At 73.2% G+C, this 16,935-nt stretch carries 19 protein-coding genes; 9 read left to right on the forward strand and 10 right to left on the reverse strand.

The window, feature by feature from the left end; genetic code table 11:
- Positions 1-109 precede the first annotated feature (109 nt).
- The 3 genes from ABZ464_RS31415 to ABZ464_RS31425 are packed head-to-tail and all read left to right on the forward strand — an operon-like array spanning position 110 to position 3,155.
- Positions 110-874 carry an SDR family oxidoreductase gene (locus tag ABZ464_RS31415; protein WP_359282331.1) on the forward strand — a complete coding sequence of 255 codons (765 nt, stop codon included), beginning with the start codon at positions 110-112 and terminating at the stop codon, positions 872-874.
- Positions 871-2,535 carry an AMP-binding protein gene (locus ABZ464_RS31420; protein ID WP_359282334.1) on the forward strand — a complete coding sequence of 555 codons (1,665 nt, stop codon included), beginning with the start codon at positions 871-873 and terminating at the stop codon, positions 2,533-2,535. The genes ABZ464_RS31415 and ABZ464_RS31420 overlap by 4 nt, the downstream gene beginning before the upstream one ends.
- A gap of 26 nt (positions 2,536-2,561) precedes the next feature.
- A complete protein-coding gene (locus tag ABZ464_RS31425) occupies positions 2,562-3,155 on the forward strand; it encodes a TetR/AcrR family transcriptional regulator (RefSeq protein WP_359282391.1) in 594 nt (197 codons plus the stop codon).
- 59 nt (positions 3,156-3,214) lie between these two features.
- Here the strand turns inward: ABZ464_RS31425 and ABZ464_RS31430 are convergent, their stop codons facing one another.
- Both ABZ464_RS31430 and ABZ464_RS31435 read right to left on the reverse strand, forming a co-directional pair.
- On the reverse strand, positions 3,215-4,429 hold the full coding sequence (locus ABZ464_RS31430) for an acyl-CoA dehydrogenase family protein (protein WP_359282335.1): 1,215 nt from the start codon (positions 4,427-4,429) through the stop codon (positions 3,215-3,217).
- A gap of 4 nt (positions 4,430-4,433) precedes the next feature.
- Positions 4,434-5,456, reverse strand: a complete 1,023-nt coding sequence (locus ABZ464_RS31435; RefSeq protein ID WP_359282337.1) for a phosphotransferase family protein — start codon at positions 5,454-5,456, stop codon at positions 4,434-4,436.
- Between the two features lie 269 nt (positions 5,457-5,725).
- Here ABZ464_RS31435 and ABZ464_RS31440 point away from each other — a divergent pair, with 269 nt between their 5' ends.
- A complete protein-coding gene (locus ABZ464_RS31440) occupies positions 5,726-6,694 on the forward strand; it encodes an NADP-dependent oxidoreductase (RefSeq protein ID WP_359282340.1) in 969 nt (322 codons plus the stop codon).
- Here ABZ464_RS31440 and ABZ464_RS31445 read toward each other — a convergent pair.
- Together ABZ464_RS31445 and ABZ464_RS31450 are read right to left on the reverse strand one after the other, a co-directional pair.
- Entirely contained in the window at positions 6,691-7,008 is a 318-nt protein-coding gene (locus ABZ464_RS31445) for a DUF202 domain-containing protein (protein WP_359282342.1), read from the reverse strand. The genes ABZ464_RS31440 and ABZ464_RS31445 overlap by 4 nt on opposite strands.
- The gene (locus tag ABZ464_RS31450) at positions 7,005-7,397 is read right to left on the reverse strand and encodes a DUF202 domain-containing protein (RefSeq protein WP_133913533.1); all 393 of its coding nucleotides are present in this window, start codon (positions 7,395-7,397) and stop codon (positions 7,005-7,007) included. Before ABZ464_RS31450 ends, ABZ464_RS31445 begins: the two co-directional genes overlap by 4 nt.
- A gap of 65 nt (positions 7,398-7,462) precedes the next feature.
- On the opposite strand from ABZ464_RS31450, the gene ABZ464_RS31455 reads away from it, so the two are divergent.
- Positions 7,463-8,113, forward strand: coding sequence for a hypothetical protein (locus ABZ464_RS31455; protein WP_359282344.1), 651 nt, complete (start codon positions 7,463-7,465; stop codon positions 8,111-8,113).
- Here ABZ464_RS31455 and ABZ464_RS31460 read toward each other — a convergent pair.
- Together ABZ464_RS31460 and ABZ464_RS31465 are read right to left on the reverse strand one after the other, a co-directional pair.
- Entirely contained in the window at positions 8,088-8,603 is a 516-nt protein-coding gene (locus tag ABZ464_RS31460) for an NUDIX domain-containing protein (RefSeq protein WP_359282347.1), read from the reverse strand. The two genes, ABZ464_RS31455 and ABZ464_RS31460, sit on opposite strands and share 26 nt — an antisense overlap.
- Positions 8,604-8,667: 64 nt before the next feature.
- Positions 8,668-9,561 carry a DMT family transporter gene (locus ABZ464_RS31465; protein ID WP_359282348.1) on the reverse strand — a complete coding sequence of 298 codons (894 nt, stop codon included), beginning with the start codon at positions 9,559-9,561 and terminating at the stop codon, positions 8,668-8,670.
- A gap of 342 nt (positions 9,562-9,903) precedes the next feature.
- Here ABZ464_RS31465 and ABZ464_RS31470 point away from each other — a divergent pair, with 342 nt between their 5' ends.
- The 3 genes from ABZ464_RS31470 (at position 9,904) to ABZ464_RS31480 (ending at position 12,290) form a co-directional block, all read left to right on the forward strand.
- Positions 9,904-10,887 carry a hypothetical protein gene (locus tag ABZ464_RS31470; RefSeq protein WP_359282351.1) on the forward strand — a complete coding sequence of 328 codons (984 nt, stop codon included), beginning with the start codon at positions 9,904-9,906 and terminating at the stop codon, positions 10,885-10,887.
- Positions 10,888-10,960: 73 nt separating this feature from the next.
- A complete protein-coding gene (locus tag ABZ464_RS31475; RefSeq protein ID WP_359282354.1) occupies positions 10,961-11,686 on the forward strand; it encodes a molybdopterin-dependent oxidoreductase in 726 nt (241 codons plus the stop codon).
- A complete protein-coding gene (locus tag ABZ464_RS31480; RefSeq protein ID WP_359282357.1) occupies positions 11,670-12,290 on the forward strand; it encodes a cytochrome b/b6 domain-containing protein in 621 nt (206 codons plus the stop codon). Before ABZ464_RS31475 ends, ABZ464_RS31480 begins: the two co-directional genes overlap by 17 nt.
- Positions 12,291-12,309: 19 nt before the next feature.
- Here ABZ464_RS31480 and ABZ464_RS31485 read toward each other — a convergent pair whose 3' ends face one another.
- From ABZ464_RS31485 to ABZ464_RS31495, 3 genes are all read right to left on the reverse strand, one after another.
- Positions 12,310-13,533: a hypothetical protein gene (locus tag ABZ464_RS31485; protein ID WP_359282360.1), complete on the reverse strand. Its 1,224-nt coding sequence runs from the start codon at positions 13,531-13,533 to the stop codon at positions 12,310-12,312.
- Positions 13,534-13,595: 62 nt separating this feature from the next.
- Entirely contained in the window at positions 13,596-14,993 is a 1,398-nt protein-coding gene (locus ABZ464_RS31490; RefSeq protein WP_359282361.1) for a gluconate:H+ symporter, read from the reverse strand.
- Between the two features lie 32 nt (positions 14,994-15,025).
- A complete protein-coding gene (locus ABZ464_RS31495) occupies positions 15,026-15,544 on the reverse strand; it encodes a gluconokinase (protein ID WP_359282364.1) in 519 nt (172 codons plus the stop codon).
- A gap of 131 nt (positions 15,545-15,675) precedes the next feature.
- Here ABZ464_RS31495 and ABZ464_RS31500 point away from each other — a divergent pair, with 131 nt between their 5' ends.
- The gene (locus ABZ464_RS31500; protein ID WP_359282366.1) at positions 15,676-16,377 is read left to right on the forward strand and encodes a FadR/GntR family transcriptional regulator; all 702 of its coding nucleotides are present in this window, start codon (positions 15,676-15,678) and stop codon (positions 16,375-16,377) included.
- A gap of 15 nt (positions 16,378-16,392) precedes the next feature.
- On the opposite strand, the gene ABZ464_RS31505 is transcribed toward ABZ464_RS31500, so the two are convergent.
- Positions 16,393-16,779 carry a YchJ family metal-binding protein gene (locus ABZ464_RS31505; protein ID WP_359282367.1) on the reverse strand — a complete coding sequence of 129 codons (387 nt, stop codon included), beginning with the start codon at positions 16,777-16,779 and terminating at the stop codon, positions 16,393-16,395.
- Positions 16,780-16,935 lie beyond the last annotated feature (156 nt).

The following is a 16,935-nucleotide window of genomic DNA, read 5'->3' on the forward strand; positions in this document are numbered from 1 at the left end:
CAGCCCCGCGCCCCTTCGGGGGGCGCCTTCGGGAGCCCCTTTCCCGCAACATACCGACCGGTTAGTCTGGGCCCTGCTGAGCCGTGTCGCGTCGTGTCGAAGGAGACCGATGGTGGTTGCCGTGCAGGGTGCTGGAGTCGTCGTCACCGGGGCCGGAGGCGGGATCGGGGCCGCGTTGGCCCGGCGGTTCGCCGCCGAGGGGGCCAGAGTCGTCGTCAACGACCTGGACGCGGGGCGGGCGCAGGCCGTCGCCGACGAGATCGGCGGGGTCGCCGTGCCCGGGGATGCCTCCGCGATCGTCGGCCCCGCCCGGGAGGCGCTCGGCGGCACCGTCGACGTGTACTGCGCCAACGCCGGGGTCGCCTCCGGCGGTTCCGAGGCGGCCGGCGAGGCCGTGTGGGCGCAGGCCTGGGACGTCAACGTGATGGCCCATGTGCGGGCGGCCGAGGCCCTGCTGCCGGACTGGCTGGAGCGGGGCAGTGGGCGGTTCGTCTCCACCGTCTCCGCCGCCGGACTGCTCACGATGATCGGCGCCGCGCCGTACAGCGTCACCAAGCACGGCGCCTACGCCTTCGCCGAATGGCTGTCGCTCACCTACCGCCACCGCGGGATCAAGGTCCACGCGATCTGCCCCCAGGGCGTGCGCACCGACATGCTGGACGCCACCGGCAGCGCGGGCGACCTGGTGCTCAAGCCGACCGCGATCGAGCCGGAGGACGTGGCGGACGCCCTGTTCAAGGGCATGGAGGAGGACCGGTTCCTGATCCTGCCGCACCCGGAGGTGGCCGCCTACTACCAGGCGCGCGCCGCCGAACCCGACCGCTGGCTGGGCAACATGAACCACCTCCAGCAGAAGTGGGAGGCGGCCGAATGAGCGTCTCGCGTTACGCGGCCAAGCCCTGGGTGGCCCTGCTCGACGACGTCCAGCGGGCCCCGATCGACCCCGCCGACTCGCTGGTGGCGGCGCTGCGCCGGTCCGTCGCCGAGGCCCCGGACCGCACCGCCCTCGCCTACTTCGACGGCCGGCTCACCTACCGCGAGCTGGACGAGCTCAGCGACTCCGTCGCCGGGCACCTCGCCGCGCGCGGTCTGGAGCGCGGCGACCGGGTGGCGGTCCTGCTGCAGAACTCCCCGGCCTTCGTCCTCGCCCTGTTCGGCGCCTGGAAGGCGGGCGCGATCGTCGTCCCCGTCAACCCCATGTACAAGGCGGGGGAGGTCGCCCACGTCCTGCGGGACGGCGAGGTGGCCGCGCTCGTCTGCTCCGACCGGGCCTGGGAGTCGTATCTGCGCGAGACGGCGGACGGCTCGCCGGTGCGGATCGTGCTCACCGCCTGCGAGCTGGACTTCCAGACCCGCGGCGACGCGCGCGTGCTGACCTTCGAGCGGCTTCCGCAGGCCCCGGACGCCGACGACCTCACCGCCGTCGCCCGCGCCGGGCACAAGGCGCCCGAGGTCCCGGACCTCGCCCCCGCCGACATCGCCCTGATCAGCTACACCTCGGGCACCAGCGGCACCCCCAAGGGCGCGACCAACACGCACGGCAACATCATGGCCAACGCCGAGCGGCAGAGCAGGGGGCTCCATCTGCCCGAGGCGCCCGTCTACTACGCCCTCGCGCCCCTGTTCCACATCACCGGGATGGTGTGCCAGCTCGGCGCCTGCCTGAACAGCGCGGGCACCCTGGTGCTGACGTACCGCTTCGAGGCGGGCGTCGTGCTGGAGGCGTTCGCCGAGCACCGGCCGCACTACACCGTCGGCCCCTCCACGGCCTTCATGGCGCTCGCCGCCCACCCGGCCGCGACCCCCGACCACTTCTCCTCCTTCGTCAACATCTCCTCCGGCGGCGCCCCCGTACCGCCGGCGCTGGTGGAGAAGTTCCGGGCGGGCTTCGGGCCGTACATCCGCAACGGCTACGGGCTCACCGAGTGCACCGCGCCCTGCGCCTCCGTCCCGCCCCAGCACGAGGCGCCCGTCGACCCGGCCTCCGGGACCCTCGCCGTGGGCCTGCCGGGACCCGACACCGTCGTACGGATCGTCGACGACCGGGGCGAGGAGGTCCCCTTCGGCGAGCAGGGCGAGATCGTCGTACGAGGGCCGCAGGTCGTCCCCGGCTACTGGCGGCGGCCCGAGGCGACCGCCGAGACCTTCCCCGACGGCGAACTGCGCACCGGTGACATCGGGTTCATGGACGAGCGGGGCTGGCTGTACGTCGTCGACCGCAAGAAGGACATGATCAACGCGTCCGGCTTCAAGGTCTGGCCGCGCGAGGTCGAGGACGTGCTGTACACCCATCCCGCCGTCCGCGAGGCCGCCGTCGTCGGCGTGCCCGACGGCTACCGGGGCGAGACCGTCAAGGCGTACATCAGCCTGCGTCCCGGAGCGGACGCGGATGCCGATACGCTCGCCGCTTACTGCAAGGACAGACTGGCGGCCTACAAATACCCCCGCCAGGTGGAGATCCTGCCCGACCTGCCCAAGACGGCAAGTGGGAAGATCCTCCGTCGGGAACTGCGTTCCCGCACGCACGACCGGTAGAACGAGAAGGAAGGCAGGTGGCGGCAGTGCCCAGGACGACGGACGGCTCGGAGGCCCCTGTTCCGCAACGGCTCCTCGCCGCCGCCACCCGGCTCTTCGCCGAGCAGGGCTACGACCGGACCTCCGTACAGGAGATCGTCGAGGCGGCCGGCGTCACCAAGGGAGCGCTGTACCACTACTTCGGCTCCAAGGACGATCTGCTGCACGAGGTGTACGCGCGCATGCTCCGCGTCCAGCAGGAGCGTCTGGACGCCTTCGCGGACGCCGACGAGCCGATCGAGAAGCGGCTGCGGGGCGCGGCGGCCGACGTCGTCGTCACGACGATCGAGAACCTCGACGACGCGATGATCTTCTTCCGTTCGATGCACCATCTGAGCCCCGAGAAGAACAAGCAGGTCCGCGCCGAGCGCCGGCGCTACCACGAACGCTTCCGCGCGCTCGTGGAGGAGGGCCAGGAGGCCGGAGTCTTCTCCACGGCGACCCCGGCCGACCTGGTGGTGGACTACCACTTCGGCTCCGTCCACCATCTGTCCACGTGGTACCGCCCGAACGGCCCGATGAGCCCCCAGGAGGTCGCCGACCACCTGGCGGACCTGCTGCTGAGAGCGCTGCGGCCCTGAGGCGCGGGGCGTACGGGTAAGGGGCGGTCGCCATGGACGACCGCCCCTTACCGCGTGCCCTACAGGTACTTCTTCAGCTCACGCCGCGCCAGCGACCGCTGGTGCACCTCGTCCGGGCCGTCCGCGATCATCAGTGTGCGCGCCCCGGCGTACAGCTCGGCCAGCGGGAAGTCCTGGCTGACCCCGCCCGCGCCGTGCAGCTGGATCGCCCGGTCGATGATGTCGACCACCGCGCGAGGGGTGGCGATCTTGATGGCCTGGATCTCGGTGTGGGCGCCCCGGTTGCCGACGGTGTCCATCATCCAGGCGGTCTTCAGCACCAGCAGCCGCAGCTGCTCGACCGTCACGCGCGCGTCCGCGATCCAGTTGTGCACCACACCCTGCTGACCGAGCGCCTTGCCGAACGCCGTCCGGGACACCGCCCGCCGACACATCAGCTCGATGGCCCGCTCCGCCATGCCGATCAGCCGCATGCAGTGGTGGATCCGGCCGGGACCGAGCCGCGCCTGGGCGATGGCGAAGCCGCCGCCCTCCTCGCCGATCAGGTTCGTCACCGGCACGCGCGCGTCGTCGAAGATCACCTCGGCGTGACCGCCGTGGTAGTGGTCCTCGTAGCCGAACACCTGCATCGCCCGCTTGACGGTGACGCCCGGGGTGTCGCGCGGCACGAGCACCATGGACTGCTGGCGGCGGATGTCCGCGCCCTCGGGGTCCGTCTTGCCCATCACGATGAAGATCTTGCAGTCCGGGTTCATCGCGCCGGAGATGTACCACTTGCGGCCCGAGATGACGTACTCGTCGCCCTCCCGCCGGATGTGGGTGGTGATGTTGGTGGCGTCGGAGGAGGCCACCTCGGGCTCGGTCATCGCGAACGCCGAGCGGATCTCCCCCGCCAGCAGCGGCTCCAGCCACTGCTTCTTCTGCTGCTCGTCGCCGAACTGCGTCAGCACCTCCATGTTCCCGGTGTCGGGCGCGGCGCAGTTCAGGGCCGTCGGCGCCAGCTGCGGGGAGCGGCCGGTGATCTCGGCGAGCGGCGCGTACTGGAGGTTCGTGAGCCCCGCGCCGTACTCGGTGTCGGGCAGGAAGAGGTTCCACAGGCCCTGCCTGCGTGCCTCGGCCTTCAGCTCCTCGACCACGGCCGGGGTGTCCCAGGGGGACGCCAGCGCGGCCCGCTGTTCCTCCGCGACCGCCTCGGCCGGGTAGACGTACTCGTCCATGAAGGCGAGCAGCTTCCCGCGCAGTTCCTCGGTGCGCGCGTCGAACGCGAAGTCCATCGACTCAGCCTTCCTGGAGAGTGGTCAGTCCGTGCTGGATGAAGACGGGGACCAGCTCCCCGATCCGGTCGAAGCCGCGCCCGACCGTCTGGCCCAGCGTGTACCGGTAGTGGATGCCCTCCAGGATCACGGCGAGCTTGAACCAGGCGAACGCCGTGTACCAGGAGACGGCCGAGACGTCGCGGCCCGAGCGGGCCGCGTACCGCTCGATCAGCTCGGCGGGCGACGGGTGACCGGCGGCCGAGGCGGTCGTGGAGATGGGGGAGTTCGGCAGCTCCAGCGGCACGCTGTACATCACCAGCAGGCCCAGGTCGGTCAGCGGGTCGCCGAGCGTCGACATCTCCCAGTCGAGGATCGCCCTGATCCGGTCGTCGGCGCCGATCAGGACGTTGTCGAGGCGGTAGTCGCCGTGCACCACGGCCGGGGCGGGGGAGGAGGGCAGCGCACGGCCGAGCGCCGCGTGCAGCTCGTCGATCCCGGCCAGGTCGCGGCTGCGGGAGGCGTCCAGCTGCTTGCCCCAGCGGCGCAGCTGGCGGTCCAGGAAGCCCTCCGGGCGCCCGAAGTCGGCCAGGCCCACCTCGGCCGGGTCCACCGCGTGCAGTTCCACCAGGGTGTCCACCAGCGACAGCACCGCGCCCCGGGTGCGCTCCGCGCCGATCGGGGCCAGCTCGGCGGCCGTGCGGTACGGGGTGCCCTCGACGAACTCCATGACGTAGAAGGACGAGCCGAGGACCTGCTCGTCCTCGCAGAGCAGCACCGGGCGCGGCACCGGCACGCTCGTCGGGTGCAGGGCGCTGATCACCCGGTGCTCGCGCTTCATGTCGTGCGCGGTGGCCAGCACATGGCCGAGCGGGGGCCGCCGTAGGACCCACTTGCCCGTACCGTCGCCGATCTCGTACGTGAGGTTCGACCGTCCGCCCTCGATCAGCCGGCCGGTGAGGGGTCCGGCGACCAGACCGGGGCGCTCACGCTCCAGCAGGGCGCGCAGCCGGTCGAGGTCGAGACCTGGCGGGTGGTCGGGGCTCATGACATCGCTCCTACGGACGGGTGAACGCTACCCGCCCATCATGCCGACCGGTCGGTATGTAGTCCAGTGGTGGCACGCGACGTGATCGGGCCCACCCTAGGCCGACGGCCGCCTGGGCAGAAGCGGGACCGGCCGCGGCGGGCGGATTCCGGTCGCCCTGCCGGACGTTTTCCCGGTCGTCCTTCCGGTCGGCCTTTCGGGCGCCCTCGCGGTCTCTGGCCTGGGCATCCGGGTTGCGTGGCGTGCGATCACCCCCGAGGGTCGGTGACATGAAGGGCATCAGCTACAGCCGCTACGGCGGTCCCGAGGTCCTCGAGTACGGCGAGGTCCGCGACCCCAAGGTCGGCCCCGACTCGGTGTTGGTCAAGGTGCGGGCGGCGGCCGTCAACCCGGTCGACTGGAAGTGCCGCGAGGGCTATGTGGACCCCGTGCTCGACCCGGTCTTCCCGGTGGTGCCCGGCTGGGACGTCTCCGGCGTGGTCGTCCGGCCCGGGGTCGCGGTCTCCGAGTTCGCGGTCGGCGACGAGGTCGTCGGATACGTCCGCGAGGACTTCCTCTCCCGCGGCACCTTCGCCGAGTACGTCGCCGCCCCCGTGCGCACCCTCGCCCGCAAGCCCCGCAACCTCACCTGGGAGGAGGCCGCCGGACTGCCCCTGACCGGCCTCACCGCCCACCAGGTGCTGACCCGGGTGCTGAAGGTCAGACGGGGCGAGACGGTCCTCGTCCACGCGGCGGCCGGCGGCGTCGGCTCGATCGCCGTCCAGCTCGCCCGGCACGTCGGCGCCCGGGTGATCGGCACGGCGAGCGAGGCCAACCACGACTTCGTCCGGTCCCTGGGCGGCGAGCCGGTGACCTACGGCGACGGGCTCTCCGAACGGGTGCGCGGGCTGGCCCCCGAAGGGGTGGACGCGGTGTTCGACACCGTCGGGGGCGAGACGCTGAAGGTCTCCGCCCAGCTGCTGGCCCCGGAGGGCCGCCTGGCCTCGATCGCCGACGGTGACGTCGTCGGCTACGGCGGCGTCTACTACTTCGTACGGCCCGACGCCGAGGACCTCACCCGGCTGGCGGAACTGGTCGAACAGGGCGTGGTCTCCGTGCACGTCTCCGAGACGTTCCCGCTGGAACGCACGGCGGACGCGCACCGGCTGAGCCGGCAGGGGCGGGCCCGCGGCAAGATCGTGGTGACGGTGGAGTGGGCGGACGAGACGGACGAGGCGGACCAGGAGCCGGACGGCTAGACCACCAGCGCCGCCGCGCACACCGCCGTCGCCACCGCGCACAGGACCGCGAGGGCGGCCTGGCGAGGCGGGAGGGCGTTCGGCGCGGCGGCCGTGGTCAGGGTGCGGATCCGGCGGTGGGCGAGCAGCAGGAAGGCCAGCCACAGCCCGCAGCACAGGGCGCAGGCGACGATGCCGGCCGCCGAGGCGCCGCCGTGCAGCGCGGTCTTCACGGCGAGCACGGTGGCGACGGTGCTCGACAGGGTCGTACGCCGCCAGGCCAGCCGCGTCCGCTCCGGCTGCAGCCCCGGGTCCCGGTCCGGCACGTCGCTCATCCGGCCCAGCCGAGCAGCACCACGACCACCATCGCCACCGCCACCAACGCGACGACCACGCTCAGCAGGGCCGGGAAGCGGGACGCCGGCAGGTCCTCGCCCCGGCGCATCGCCCGCTCGCAGCGCATCCAGTGGTTCACCGCGCGCAGCGAGCACAGCACCCCCGCCGCCAGCAGCGCCAGCGCGAGACCGACCCGCCAGCCCCAGCGCAGGTCCGGCAGGAACTGGTCCACCGCGAAGCCCCCGCCGATCAGCGCCAGCGCGGTCCGCAGCCACGCCAGGAACGTGCGCTCGTTGGCCAGCGAGAACCGGTAGTCCGGGGTGCTGCCCTCCTCCCGCACCTGCTCGGGCGCGAACCACAACCGGACGTTCCGTACGAAGGCGATCACGCCCAGGACCCTACCCGGCGGCTCTCACGGGGGCGTTGTCAGTGCCTCCCGCTACGGTTTCGGACATGGATCACCCCATGGCACTGGCCGGGTACGCGACGCCCGGGCACCGCATCGCCCCCGCCGAGCACCTCCTCGGCCTGCCCGGGTTCTGGCCCGCGTACTACGGGCCGGTCTGGGATGCCTTCGCGGACGATCCGGAGCCCTTCGGCGCGGACCACGCGGACGTGGACGCGGCGGCCGAGGCGCTGTACGACGGGACGGACGTGTGGCCGGCGTTCCGGATACCGCTGCCGCGGGGGCGGACGGTATGGGTGGTGCACCGCAACTTCCCGGACGACGCCGGCACGGACTACCTCCTCACGGACCCCGGCCGGCCCCGCGAGCGGGAGCTGGCGGCCATCGAGGGGCACTTCAGGGGCCCGGGGCTGTCCTGGCCGGACCTGGTCGCCATGGCCCACTCGGCCCCGGCGGACACCGAGGGGGTCGGCGACCCGGACCGGCGGCTGCTCCTGCTGCTGCCCGCCTACGGCGACGCCGACACGCCCGTCGAGGAGGCGCGGGAGCGGATAGCGGCCGCGCTGGTCGCCGTCGGCGTGGAGCCGGGGGCGGCTCCTCGGGCGGCCGAGCGGTTCCTCGACCACCCCTTCTGGGAGAGCCCGTACTGGTCGGCGCCGGGCGGCAGCCCGCTCAGCGGGTCGCTCGGTACGCCTTGAGCCGTTCGTACGCCGCGAGGCCGTCCGGCACCCACTCCCACTCCGGCAGACGCCGTTCGACCTCCTCCTCGGGCAGGAAGGCGTGCCAGGCGACCTCCTCGGCCTGGGGGCTGACCGGCAGGTCGCAGCGGACCTCGTACACCGCCGACCACCAGCTCTGGCCGGCGCCGTCGTCGTAGAGGAACTTGAAGCGGAACTCCGGGCGGGGGAGCCCGCTCACCCCCAGTTCCTCCTCGGCCTCGCGCAGGGCGGCCTCGTCATAGGCCTCGCCCGCCCCGACCACCCCGCCGACGAACATGTCGTACAGGGAGGGGAAGACCAGCTTGGTCGGTGTGCGGCGGTGCACGAACAGGCGGCCCTCGGCGTCCCGGGCCTGGATGAAGACACAGCGGTGCCGCATCCCCTCGGCATACACCCGCCCCCGCGGGAACTGTCCGACGACCCGGTCGTTCTCGTCGACGATGTCGAGGATCTCGTCAGCAGCGCTCATACGCCCATCCAAGCAGCCGCACGCCGGCCGCCGCACGCCGCCGGCGGGACCGGCCGCCCCGCGCCTACTGGGTCTGGAGGCTGGCCGCCCGCTCGCGCGGTGCGACGCCCGAGGGCATCGCCGGGTGCATGCCCAGCAGGACGATGCCCGCGACCACCGCGGCGAGGCCCGCCGCCTCCCAGGCCAGCGCGCCGGTGTCGGTGTGCAGCCGGTCGCCGAGGAAGCCCACCCCGCAGACGATGCCGGCCAGCGGCTGGGCCGCGGTCAGCGCGGGCAGCGACATCCGCAGCGGCGCCGTCTCGAAGGCGCTCTGCACCAGCACCAGACCGGTCACGCCCAGCGCGAGCACCGCGTACGGCTGCCAGCCGGTGAACAGCTCGCCGAGACCGCCCGCGGAGAAACGCTGGCCGCTCACCCGGGTCAGCGCGTCCTGGACGCCGTAGAGCAGCCCGGCCGCGAGGGAGAGCAGCACCGGGCCCGAGCTGAGCCGGGAGCGTTTGGCGTACGCGGTGAGCAGCAGCGCCAGACCGACCATCACCCCGATGATCAGCCAGTGCCGCAGCGGATCGGTGACCGCGGTGCCGCCGCGCGGCTCGCCCGCCACGATGAACGCGGTCACGCCGCCCGCGAGCAGCGCCAGGCCCGCCCAGCCCTGACGGCCGAGCGGCTGCCGGGTCTGGCGGCGGGACAGGGCGAGCGCGAACAGCAGATTCGTCGCGAGCAGCGGCTCGACCAGGGAGACCTCGCCCTGCCCGAGCGCGATCGCGCCGAGCACCATGCCCGCCACCATCAGACCGATACCGCCCAGCCAGCGCGGCACCTTGATCAGGTCGAGCAGCAGCCGGGGGGACAGGAAGTCGCCGAGCGGTGCCTTCTGGGCGGCGTTCTGCTGGAGCACGAACCCGAAGCCCAGGCAACAGGCGGCGCTCACGGAGAGCACAAGAACCAGAACCGACACGCTGCGTACCTCGATCATCCGGTCGGGCCACGGACGGGGTGCGTAGGTGCCCGACTGTAGCCTCCCAGCGCCCTGCATGCCCCCGGGAGGCCGTAAAGCCATGGTGTGCGCTCCCGCCCGGCCGCGCCATGGCGTACGCCACACCGGCCCGCTCGCAGCCCCGGCACCGCCCGCCCCACCAGCGCAAGCGCGGTCTCAAGTTCCTTGTCCGTCACGGTAGTTGACACCTGTCACGGGTTCCCGGCCCTTGACGCGGCCGGTGACGGGGGATTTGCTGTGCGTGATCGGCCGATCGCGGGCCGATGCCAGATCCGTCACCGAGGAGGATGAGGAAGTCCCGCGGTGCCCCTGTCCCCACTCTCCCGTCGCGGCCGCCGACGCGCCGCCGCCCGGACCCCCGACCCGGCCCTCGACGACACCGAACTGGGTGCCGCCCGAGCCGCGTTGTCCCAGGGCCGCCGGCAGGCCGCCCGCTCCCTGCTCGCCCGCACGGGCGACGACTGGGACCGCCGCGCCCACCGGATCACCGTCCTCGCCCGGGAACCGTACGCCGCCGCCTGGGCCCACGACTGGCTCCTCGCCCACCCCGGCTGCCCCGACGGACGCGTCCTGCACGCCCTCGCCCAGGTCCACCGCGCCCTGCGCGGCAGGGAGGACCCGGCCGTCGCCCACGCGGCCTGCCGCGCCGCCACCGAGTCCGTGCCCGCCGACCCCACCCCCTGGCTGGGCCTGCTCCTGCTGGAGCGCGACGGCGGCGCGGCGGCCGTACGGATCTTCGAGGAGATCCGCGCCCGCCACCGCGACCACCACCACGCCCACCATCTGATGGTCGCCCGGCTCGCCGAGCGCCGCGCCGCCGGCGGCCCGGACCCGCTGCACGAGGTCTACGACTTCGCCGCCTGGGCCGCCGAACAGGCGCCCGCGGACTCCCCGCTCGCCATCCTGCCGGTCGTCGCGCACGCCGAGCGCCACCGCGTCCTGGCGGGCCACGGCTTCGCGCCCGCCGACCCGGCCGCCTCCGGTCACTGGCGTGACGCCCGCGCCCGGGACGTGATGAAGGCCGCCTTCGACTGGTGGCTGGAGTGGGAGCACGACGGCCACCCCCGCCGACTGATCGACCTGAACTTCCTCGCCCACGCCAAGGTCTGCGAGGGCCGGGGCGCCGAGGCGGCCGCCCTCTTCCAGCACATCGGCGACCACGTCACCGCCGAGCCCTGGTCCTACCCGGACCGCGCCCCCGGCCCGGCGTTCCGCGCGGCGCGGGCAGCCGCCCTCGGGCCGGGAGCAGCCGGAGTGCCAGGGGCCGCCCGTCTGAGAGGCGGGTAAGAAGTGATGACGGAAGTCTGACGTCTCCGGGGAATCCTGGCCCCGCCCCGCCCCCGAGTGTTCGAATGGAGACGTGAACCCCGAACCACCCGAGGAACGCGGCACCCCCGTCGGCCGCCGTGTCTTCCTCGGCACCCTCGCCCTCGGCGCCCTGGGGGTCGTCGCCGCGCCCCCGCTCCAGCGAGGCATGGAGGCCTTCCTCGGCAGCGCCGCCGGCAAGGACCCGACCGGCCTGACCGGACTGCTGCCCAACGGCGGCGGCTTCCGCTACTACTCCGTGGCCGCCTCGGTCCCGCACAAGAACGCCTCGAACTACCGCCTCACCGTGGACGGCCTCGTCGACCGCCCCGCCGCCTACACCCTGGACCAGCTCAAGGCCCTGCCGCAGACCCGCATGGTCAAGGACGTCCAGTGCGTCACCGGGTGGCGGGTGCCCGACACCGCCTTCGAGGGCGTACGGCTCTCGGTCCTGCTGGACGCGGCCGGAGTGCGGTCCAAGGCGGGCGCGATCCGCTTCACCTGCTTCGACGGCACCTACACCGAGAGCCTCACCCTCGACCAGGCCCGCCGCGCCGACGTCCTGGTCGCCGTGCGCATGCAGGACAAGGACCTCGGCCACGACCACGGCGGCCCGGTCCGCCTCTACGTGGCCCCGATGTACTTCTACAAGTCCGCCAAATGGCTCTCCGGCATCACCGTCACCGAGGACGTGAAGCCCGGCTACTGGGAGGACCGGGGCTACGACGTGGACGCCTGGGTCGGCCGTTCGAACGGGCGGGACGATGAGCCTACGAGCTGAGGCGCCGCCCATGACCGGGATCCCCCGCTTCACCCGCGCCGTACGGTGGGTCCACCGCACCACCGCCCTCCTCATGGGCGTGTGCGTGCTCACGGCCGCCTTCCTGTACGTCCCCGAGCTCGCCGCACTCGTCGGCCGCCGTGAGCTGGTGGTCCGCGTCCACGAGATCGCGGGCGTCCTGCTGCCGCTGCCCGTCCTCGCGGGCCTCGTCTCCCGCGCGTTCCGCGCCGACCTCGGGCACCTCAACCGCTTCGGCCCGCACGACCGCCGCTGGCTGCGCGCCGCCCTGCGCCGGGACAAGCGGCCCGAGTCGCGTCCGGCGGCCAAGTTCAACGCCGGGCAGAAGGTCTACGCGGCCTGGATCGCCGGGGCGACGCTCGTGATGCTCGGCACCGGTCTGATGATGTGGTTCACCCATCTCACCCCGATCATGTGGCGCACCAGCGCGACCTTCGTCCACGACTGGCTCGCCCTCACCATCGGCGTCGTCCTCGCCGGCCACATCGGCATGGCCCTCGCCGACCCGGAATCCCGCCACGGCATGCGCACCGGCACGGTGAGCCGGGAGTGGGCGGAACGCGAACATCCCCTCTGGCGGCCTTAGGGCCGGGCGAGGGAGCCGCTCAGGTACGAGGTCCGGGTGCCCGGAGGCCACCGCGACGGCCGATGACGCGGGGCGGTGCGTCGCGGTCCCCTCCGGAGCCGACGAGCGGGACGGGTGAGCCGAGGCGTCCGGTGGGGTGGGAGTCGGGTGAGCCGAGGTGTCCGGTGTTGTCGGAGCCGGACGTGTTCGGCGGGCCGGGTGAGCCGGAGGCGCCCGGGTCCTGGGTCGGGTCGGTGATCTCCGGGCCCGGCACCCGGAAGGCGTTCACCTTCACCGCCTCCGTCGTCGCGTACCGCACGCTCACGGTCACCCCGACGGACCCCTGCGCGGCGCCGCGGCCGAGATCCGGGACCGCGGTCGACAGCACCAGCCCGTCCCCGGACTGGGCGACCGCGTGCAGCGGCCCGGCCGCCGGCCGTCCCCCGACGAGCACCGTCCCCTCCCGCAGCAGCTCCGCGTGGTCGAAGTAGGTGCCGCGCAGCTCGATCCGGACCGGATCGCCGGGCCGTGCCTCGCCGTCGCCGCCCACGTCGACCGCGGCGATCGCGTAGGCGCAGGCGGGCGCGGCGGAGGCCGGCGTGGCCGTGAGTCGGGCCGTGGCCGAGGGGCGCTCCCGATGGAAGGCGAGGAGGCCGGCCAGCACCCGCTCGGCGGCCCGCCCCTTGCAGGTGTTCAGCCGCCCCGCGAGCGCCGCACGGTCCCGCTCCGCCGCCGCCCAGCCCGAGGACTCACGCCCCTGGACGGCGAGACAGGCATGGGCGAGCCCCCGCAGGACCTTCCAGTCGTCGCCGACGGAGGCGCGGGGGATCAGCGCGAGGGCGTCCCGGCACCTGTCCGGCGAGCGGAGCAGGTCGTACACGCTGTCCGGGTCGGGCCGGTGGTCGGTGTCGGGCGAGACGGGACCGGGCGGCAGCCAGGCGGGGGCGGCGGCCGGCGCCGTCGTCGTACGCCCCCGGGGCGACGGCGTACGGGAGACCCCCGGCGCGCGCGGGGCGCTCACGCCCGCCTCCGCGCCCCCGGAGCCCAGCGCGCTGGGCCCCGGCGACGGCGACACGGACGGGGTCTCCGCGACGGGCCCGCCGGGGATCACCCCGCTCGGGCCCTCGGCCGTCCCGCCGGACACATGCGTTCCCGCACCGCCCCGCGCCGGGGAACGGCCCGGTTCCGTCACGGCTGCCGTGGCCACGGCCACCGCCCCCACGAAGAGCAGCGCCGACACACGCGTCCCCAGCGATACGGCCATGACGTCCCCCCAGTCGTCGCCCCCGGGTCATCATGGGCCGCCCGGACCGCCCGGCGGAACCCCTACAGGACGAGTGAGAGCAGCAGCACCAGCCCGCCCGCGACCACCGAGATCAGGGTCTCCATGACCGACCAGGTCTTGATGTTCTGGCCGACGCTCACCCCGAAGTACTCCTTGACCAGCCAGAAACCGGCGTCGTTGACATGGCTGAAGAACAGCGAGCCGGCGCCGATCGCCAGGACGAGCAGAGCCGTGTGGGTCGTGGACATGTCGGCGGCGAGCGGGGCGACCAGGCCGGCCGCCGAGACCGTGGCGACCGTCGCCGAGCCCGTCGCCAGCCGGATCGCCACCGCGATCAGCCAGGCCAGCAGCAGGGCCGGGATCGACCAGTCCTCGGAGATCTCCAGGACCATCCGCCCCACACCGCAGTCGATCAGCGTCTGCTTGAAGCCGCCGCCCGCGCCGACGATCAGCAGGATGCCCGCGATGGGCGCGAGCCCCTTCTCGACCAGGCCCGATATTCGCTCCTTGGCGAACCCGGCGGGCCGGGCCAGCGTGAAGATGCCGACCAGGACGGCCGCCAGCAGCGCGATCAGCGGGGAGCCGACGACGTCGAAGACGCGCTGCACGGTGTGCGTGGGGTCGTCCACGACGATGTCGACCAGCGCCTTGGAGAGCATCAGCACCACGGGCAGCAGGATGGTGGCGAGGGTGGCCCCGAAGCCGGGCCGCCGCTCCAGTTCCTCCGAGGGCCGCTGGGGGATCATGCGCTCGGGGGCCGGGACGTCCACCCAGCGGGCCGCGAACCGGGAGAACAGCGGGCCCGCGATGACGACCGTGGGGATCGCGACGAGCACGCCGAGCGCCAGCGTGACGCCCAGGTTGGCGCCGACCGCGTCGATCGCGACCAGCGGGCCGGGGTGCGGCGGCACCAGTCCGTGCATCACGGACAGACCGGCCAGCGCCGGGATGCCGATCCGCATGAGCGAGTAGTTGCCCCGCTTCGCCACCATCAGCACCACGGGGATCAGCAGCACCACCCCGACCTCGAAGAACAGCGGCAGACCGATCACCGAGGCGATCAGCACCATCGCCCAGGGCATCGACCGTCCGCCGGCCTTGGCGAGGATCGTGTCGACGATCTGGTCGGCGCCGCCGGAGTCCGCGAGCATCCGGCCGAGGATCGCGCCGAGGGCGATCAGCACGCCGACGCCGGCGACCGTGGCGCCGAGTCCGGTGGTGAAGCTGGTGATGACCTTGTCCAGCGGCGCCCCGGCGAACGCGCCGAGCGCGAGCGAGCCGATGGTCAGCGCCAGGAAGGCGTGGAGTCTGAACCGGGTGATGAGCAGCACGATGACGGCGATGCCCGCCAGCACGGCGAGTCCCAGCTGGGCGTGGCCGGCCGAGGTGATGGGCTCGGCGGTGTCCGCTGCCAGCAGCTCGACGCTGAGTCTGGTCACGGGTGTCCCTTGCAGTTGTGGTGGGGAGGGGGTCACTCAGGAACGTCGGACAGTCCGGCGAGCGCCCGCGCGGCCCGCTCGGCGATCTCCTCGGGCGAGCCGGAGACGTCGACGACGACCCCCGCCTCGTCCGGCTGGAGCGGCTGGAGCGTGGCGAACTGGGAGTCCAGCAGCGCGGTCGGCATGAAGTGGCCCTGCCGGTGCCCCATCCGGTCCTCGATCAGGGCCCGGTCGCCCGCGAGGTGCACGAACACGAGCCCCGGCGCGGTGGTCCGCAGCCGGTCGCGGTACGACCGCTTCAGCGCCGAGCAGCTGACCACGCCGCCCCGTCCGGCCCGCCCGTGCGCCCAGGCGCCGATGGCGTCCAGCCACGGCCACCGGTCCGCGTCCTCCAGCGGGACGCCGGCCGACATCTTGGCGATGTTGGCCGGCGGATGGAAGTCGTCGCCCTCGGCGTATGGAACGCCCAGCCGGGCGGCGAGCAGGGGACCGATCGTGGTCTTGCCCGTGCCGGCGACGCCCATCACCGCGACGACGTGGGGGGTGTGCATCTCTGCCTCGCTGTCTTCCGACGACACCTGATGTCGACGGACACTGAAACCGATTAGGTACGACGAATCAAGAGTCTGTGACGAATAAGTCTGACTTTTTAGCGCGGTGATCCACCCCGTACGCTGAGTGCATGACCACTCCGGGCCGGGGTCTGCACGGCCATGTACTGGACACCCTGGGCCCCGCCATCACGGCCGGCGAGTACCCGCCGGGCAGCGTGTTGCGGACCGACGAGCTGGCCCAGCGTTTCGAGGTCTCACGGTCCGTGATGCGCGAGGCGGTCCGGGTCCTTGAGTCCATGCACCTGGTCGAGTCCCGCCGCCGCGTGGGCGTGACGGTCCGCCCCAAGGCCGAGTGGAACGTCTACGACCCGCAGGTCATCCGCTGGCGGCTGGCCGGCGCCGACCGCCCGCACCAGCTGCGCTCGCTCACCGTCCTGCGCTCGGCGATCGAACCGGTCGCGGCGGGCCTGGCGGCGCGCAACGCCACGGCCGAGCAGTGCGCGGAACTCACCGAGTGCGCCCTCGGCATGGTGGCCCACTCACGCGGGCACCGGCTGGAGGGCTACCTCCTGCACGACATCGCCTTCCACCGCGTGATCCTCACCGCGTCCGGCAACGAGATGTTCGCCCGCCTCGGCGACGTCGTGGCCGAGGTCCTCACCGGCCGCACCCATCACCGGGTCATGTTCGAGGACCCGGACCCGGCCGCCGTCACCCTGCACGTCCAGCTCGCCGAGGTGATCCGCGCGGGCGACGCGCCCCGCGCCGAGCAGCTCACCCGCGAGATCATGGCCGGCGCCCTCCAGGAACTCGACGTCCTGGCCCCCTGACCCACCCCCGGGGACCTACCCCTCCGGGAACTCCCCGTCCACGTACACCCACGCCCCGTCCACCCGCTCGAACCGGCTCACCTCGTGCAGCGAGCCGCCCCGGAAGGACGCCCGGAACTCCACCGTCCCCCGCGTGTGGAACGCGGTCCCGTCCCGCGTCGCGAGGATCTCCAGCCCCGTCCACCGCATACCGGGATCGAGGTCCAGCAGCGCCGGCCGCGTGCGCGGATGCCAGGTCCGCGTCAGATACGCCACGTCCCCCTTCACGAAGGCGCTGTAGCGCGAGCGCATCAGCGCCTCCGCGGTAGGCGCGGCGACGGGACCGCGGAGGTAGCGGCCGCAGCAGGCGTCGTACGACTGCGGCAGCCCGCACGGACAGGAACGCGTGGTCATGGCCGCCATTCTGCTAGGGCCTGTCGTTTGGATCAGGTCGGCTGAGCCGACGTAGCCTCTCGGCCGACCTGAGCGGGGTGTGGTGCGTGCGGCTGCAAGGCGGAGGAGGGCGGCGACGCGATGGGGGTCCCCCCGCTCGAGCGCAGCCGAGAGTGGGGGAGTCGT

The organism is Streptomyces sp. NPDC005820 (assembly GCF_040630255.1).
Taxonomy (GTDB): domain Bacteria; phylum Actinomycetota; class Actinomycetes; order Streptomycetales; family Streptomycetaceae; genus Streptomyces.

What these genes read in the sequence shown, in the direction of transcription:
- ABZ464_RS31460 (WP_359282347.1), bottom strand. Translation starts at nt 8,603, where the DNA reads ATGAGCGCTGCTGACGAGATCCTCGACATCGTCGACGAGAACGACCGG.
- ABZ464_RS31455 (WP_359282344.1), top strand. Translation starts at nt 7,463, where the DNA reads ATGGATCACCCCATGGCACTGGCCGGGTACGCGACGCCCGGGCACCGC.
- ABZ464_RS31415 (WP_359282331.1), top strand. Translation starts at nt 110, where the DNA reads ATGGTGGTTGCCGTGCAGGGTGCTGGAGTCGTCGTCACCGGGGCCGGA.
- ABZ464_RS31445 (WP_359282342.1), bottom strand. Translation starts at nt 7,008, where the DNA reads ATGAGCGACGTGCCGGACCGGGACCCGGGGCTGCAGCCGGAGCGGACG.
- ABZ464_RS31480 (WP_359282357.1), top strand. Translation starts at nt 11,670, where the DNA reads ATGAGCCTACGAGCTGAGGCGCCGCCCATGACCGGGATCCCCCGCTTC.
- ABZ464_RS31420 (WP_359282334.1), top strand. Translation starts at nt 871, where the DNA reads ATGAGCGTCTCGCGTTACGCGGCCAAGCCCTGGGTGGCCCTGCTCGAC.
- ABZ464_RS31430 (WP_359282335.1), bottom strand. Translation starts at nt 4,429, where the DNA reads ATGGACTTCGCGTTCGACGCGCGCACCGAGGAACTGCGCGGGAAGCTG.
- ABZ464_RS31435 (WP_359282337.1), bottom strand. Translation starts at nt 5,456, where the DNA reads ATGAGCCCCGACCACCCGCCAGGTCTCGACCTCGACCGGCTGCGCGCC.
- ABZ464_RS31500 (WP_359282366.1), top strand. Translation starts at nt 15,676, where the DNA reads ATGACCACTCCGGGCCGGGGTCTGCACGGCCATGTACTGGACACCCTG.
- ABZ464_RS31495 (WP_359282364.1), bottom strand. Translation starts at nt 15,544, where the DNA reads ATGCACACCCCCCACGTCGTCGCGGTGATGGGCGTCGCCGGCACGGGC.
- ABZ464_RS31485 (WP_359282360.1), bottom strand. Translation starts at nt 13,533, where the DNA reads ATGGCCGTATCGCTGGGGACGCGTGTGTCGGCGCTGCTCTTCGTGGGG.
- ABZ464_RS31440 (WP_359282340.1), top strand. Translation starts at nt 5,726, where the DNA reads ATGAAGGGCATCAGCTACAGCCGCTACGGCGGTCCCGAGGTCCTCGAG.
- ABZ464_RS31505 (WP_359282367.1), bottom strand. Translation starts at nt 16,779, where the DNA reads ATGGCGGCCATGACCACGCGTTCCTGTCCGTGCGGGCTGCCGCAGTCG.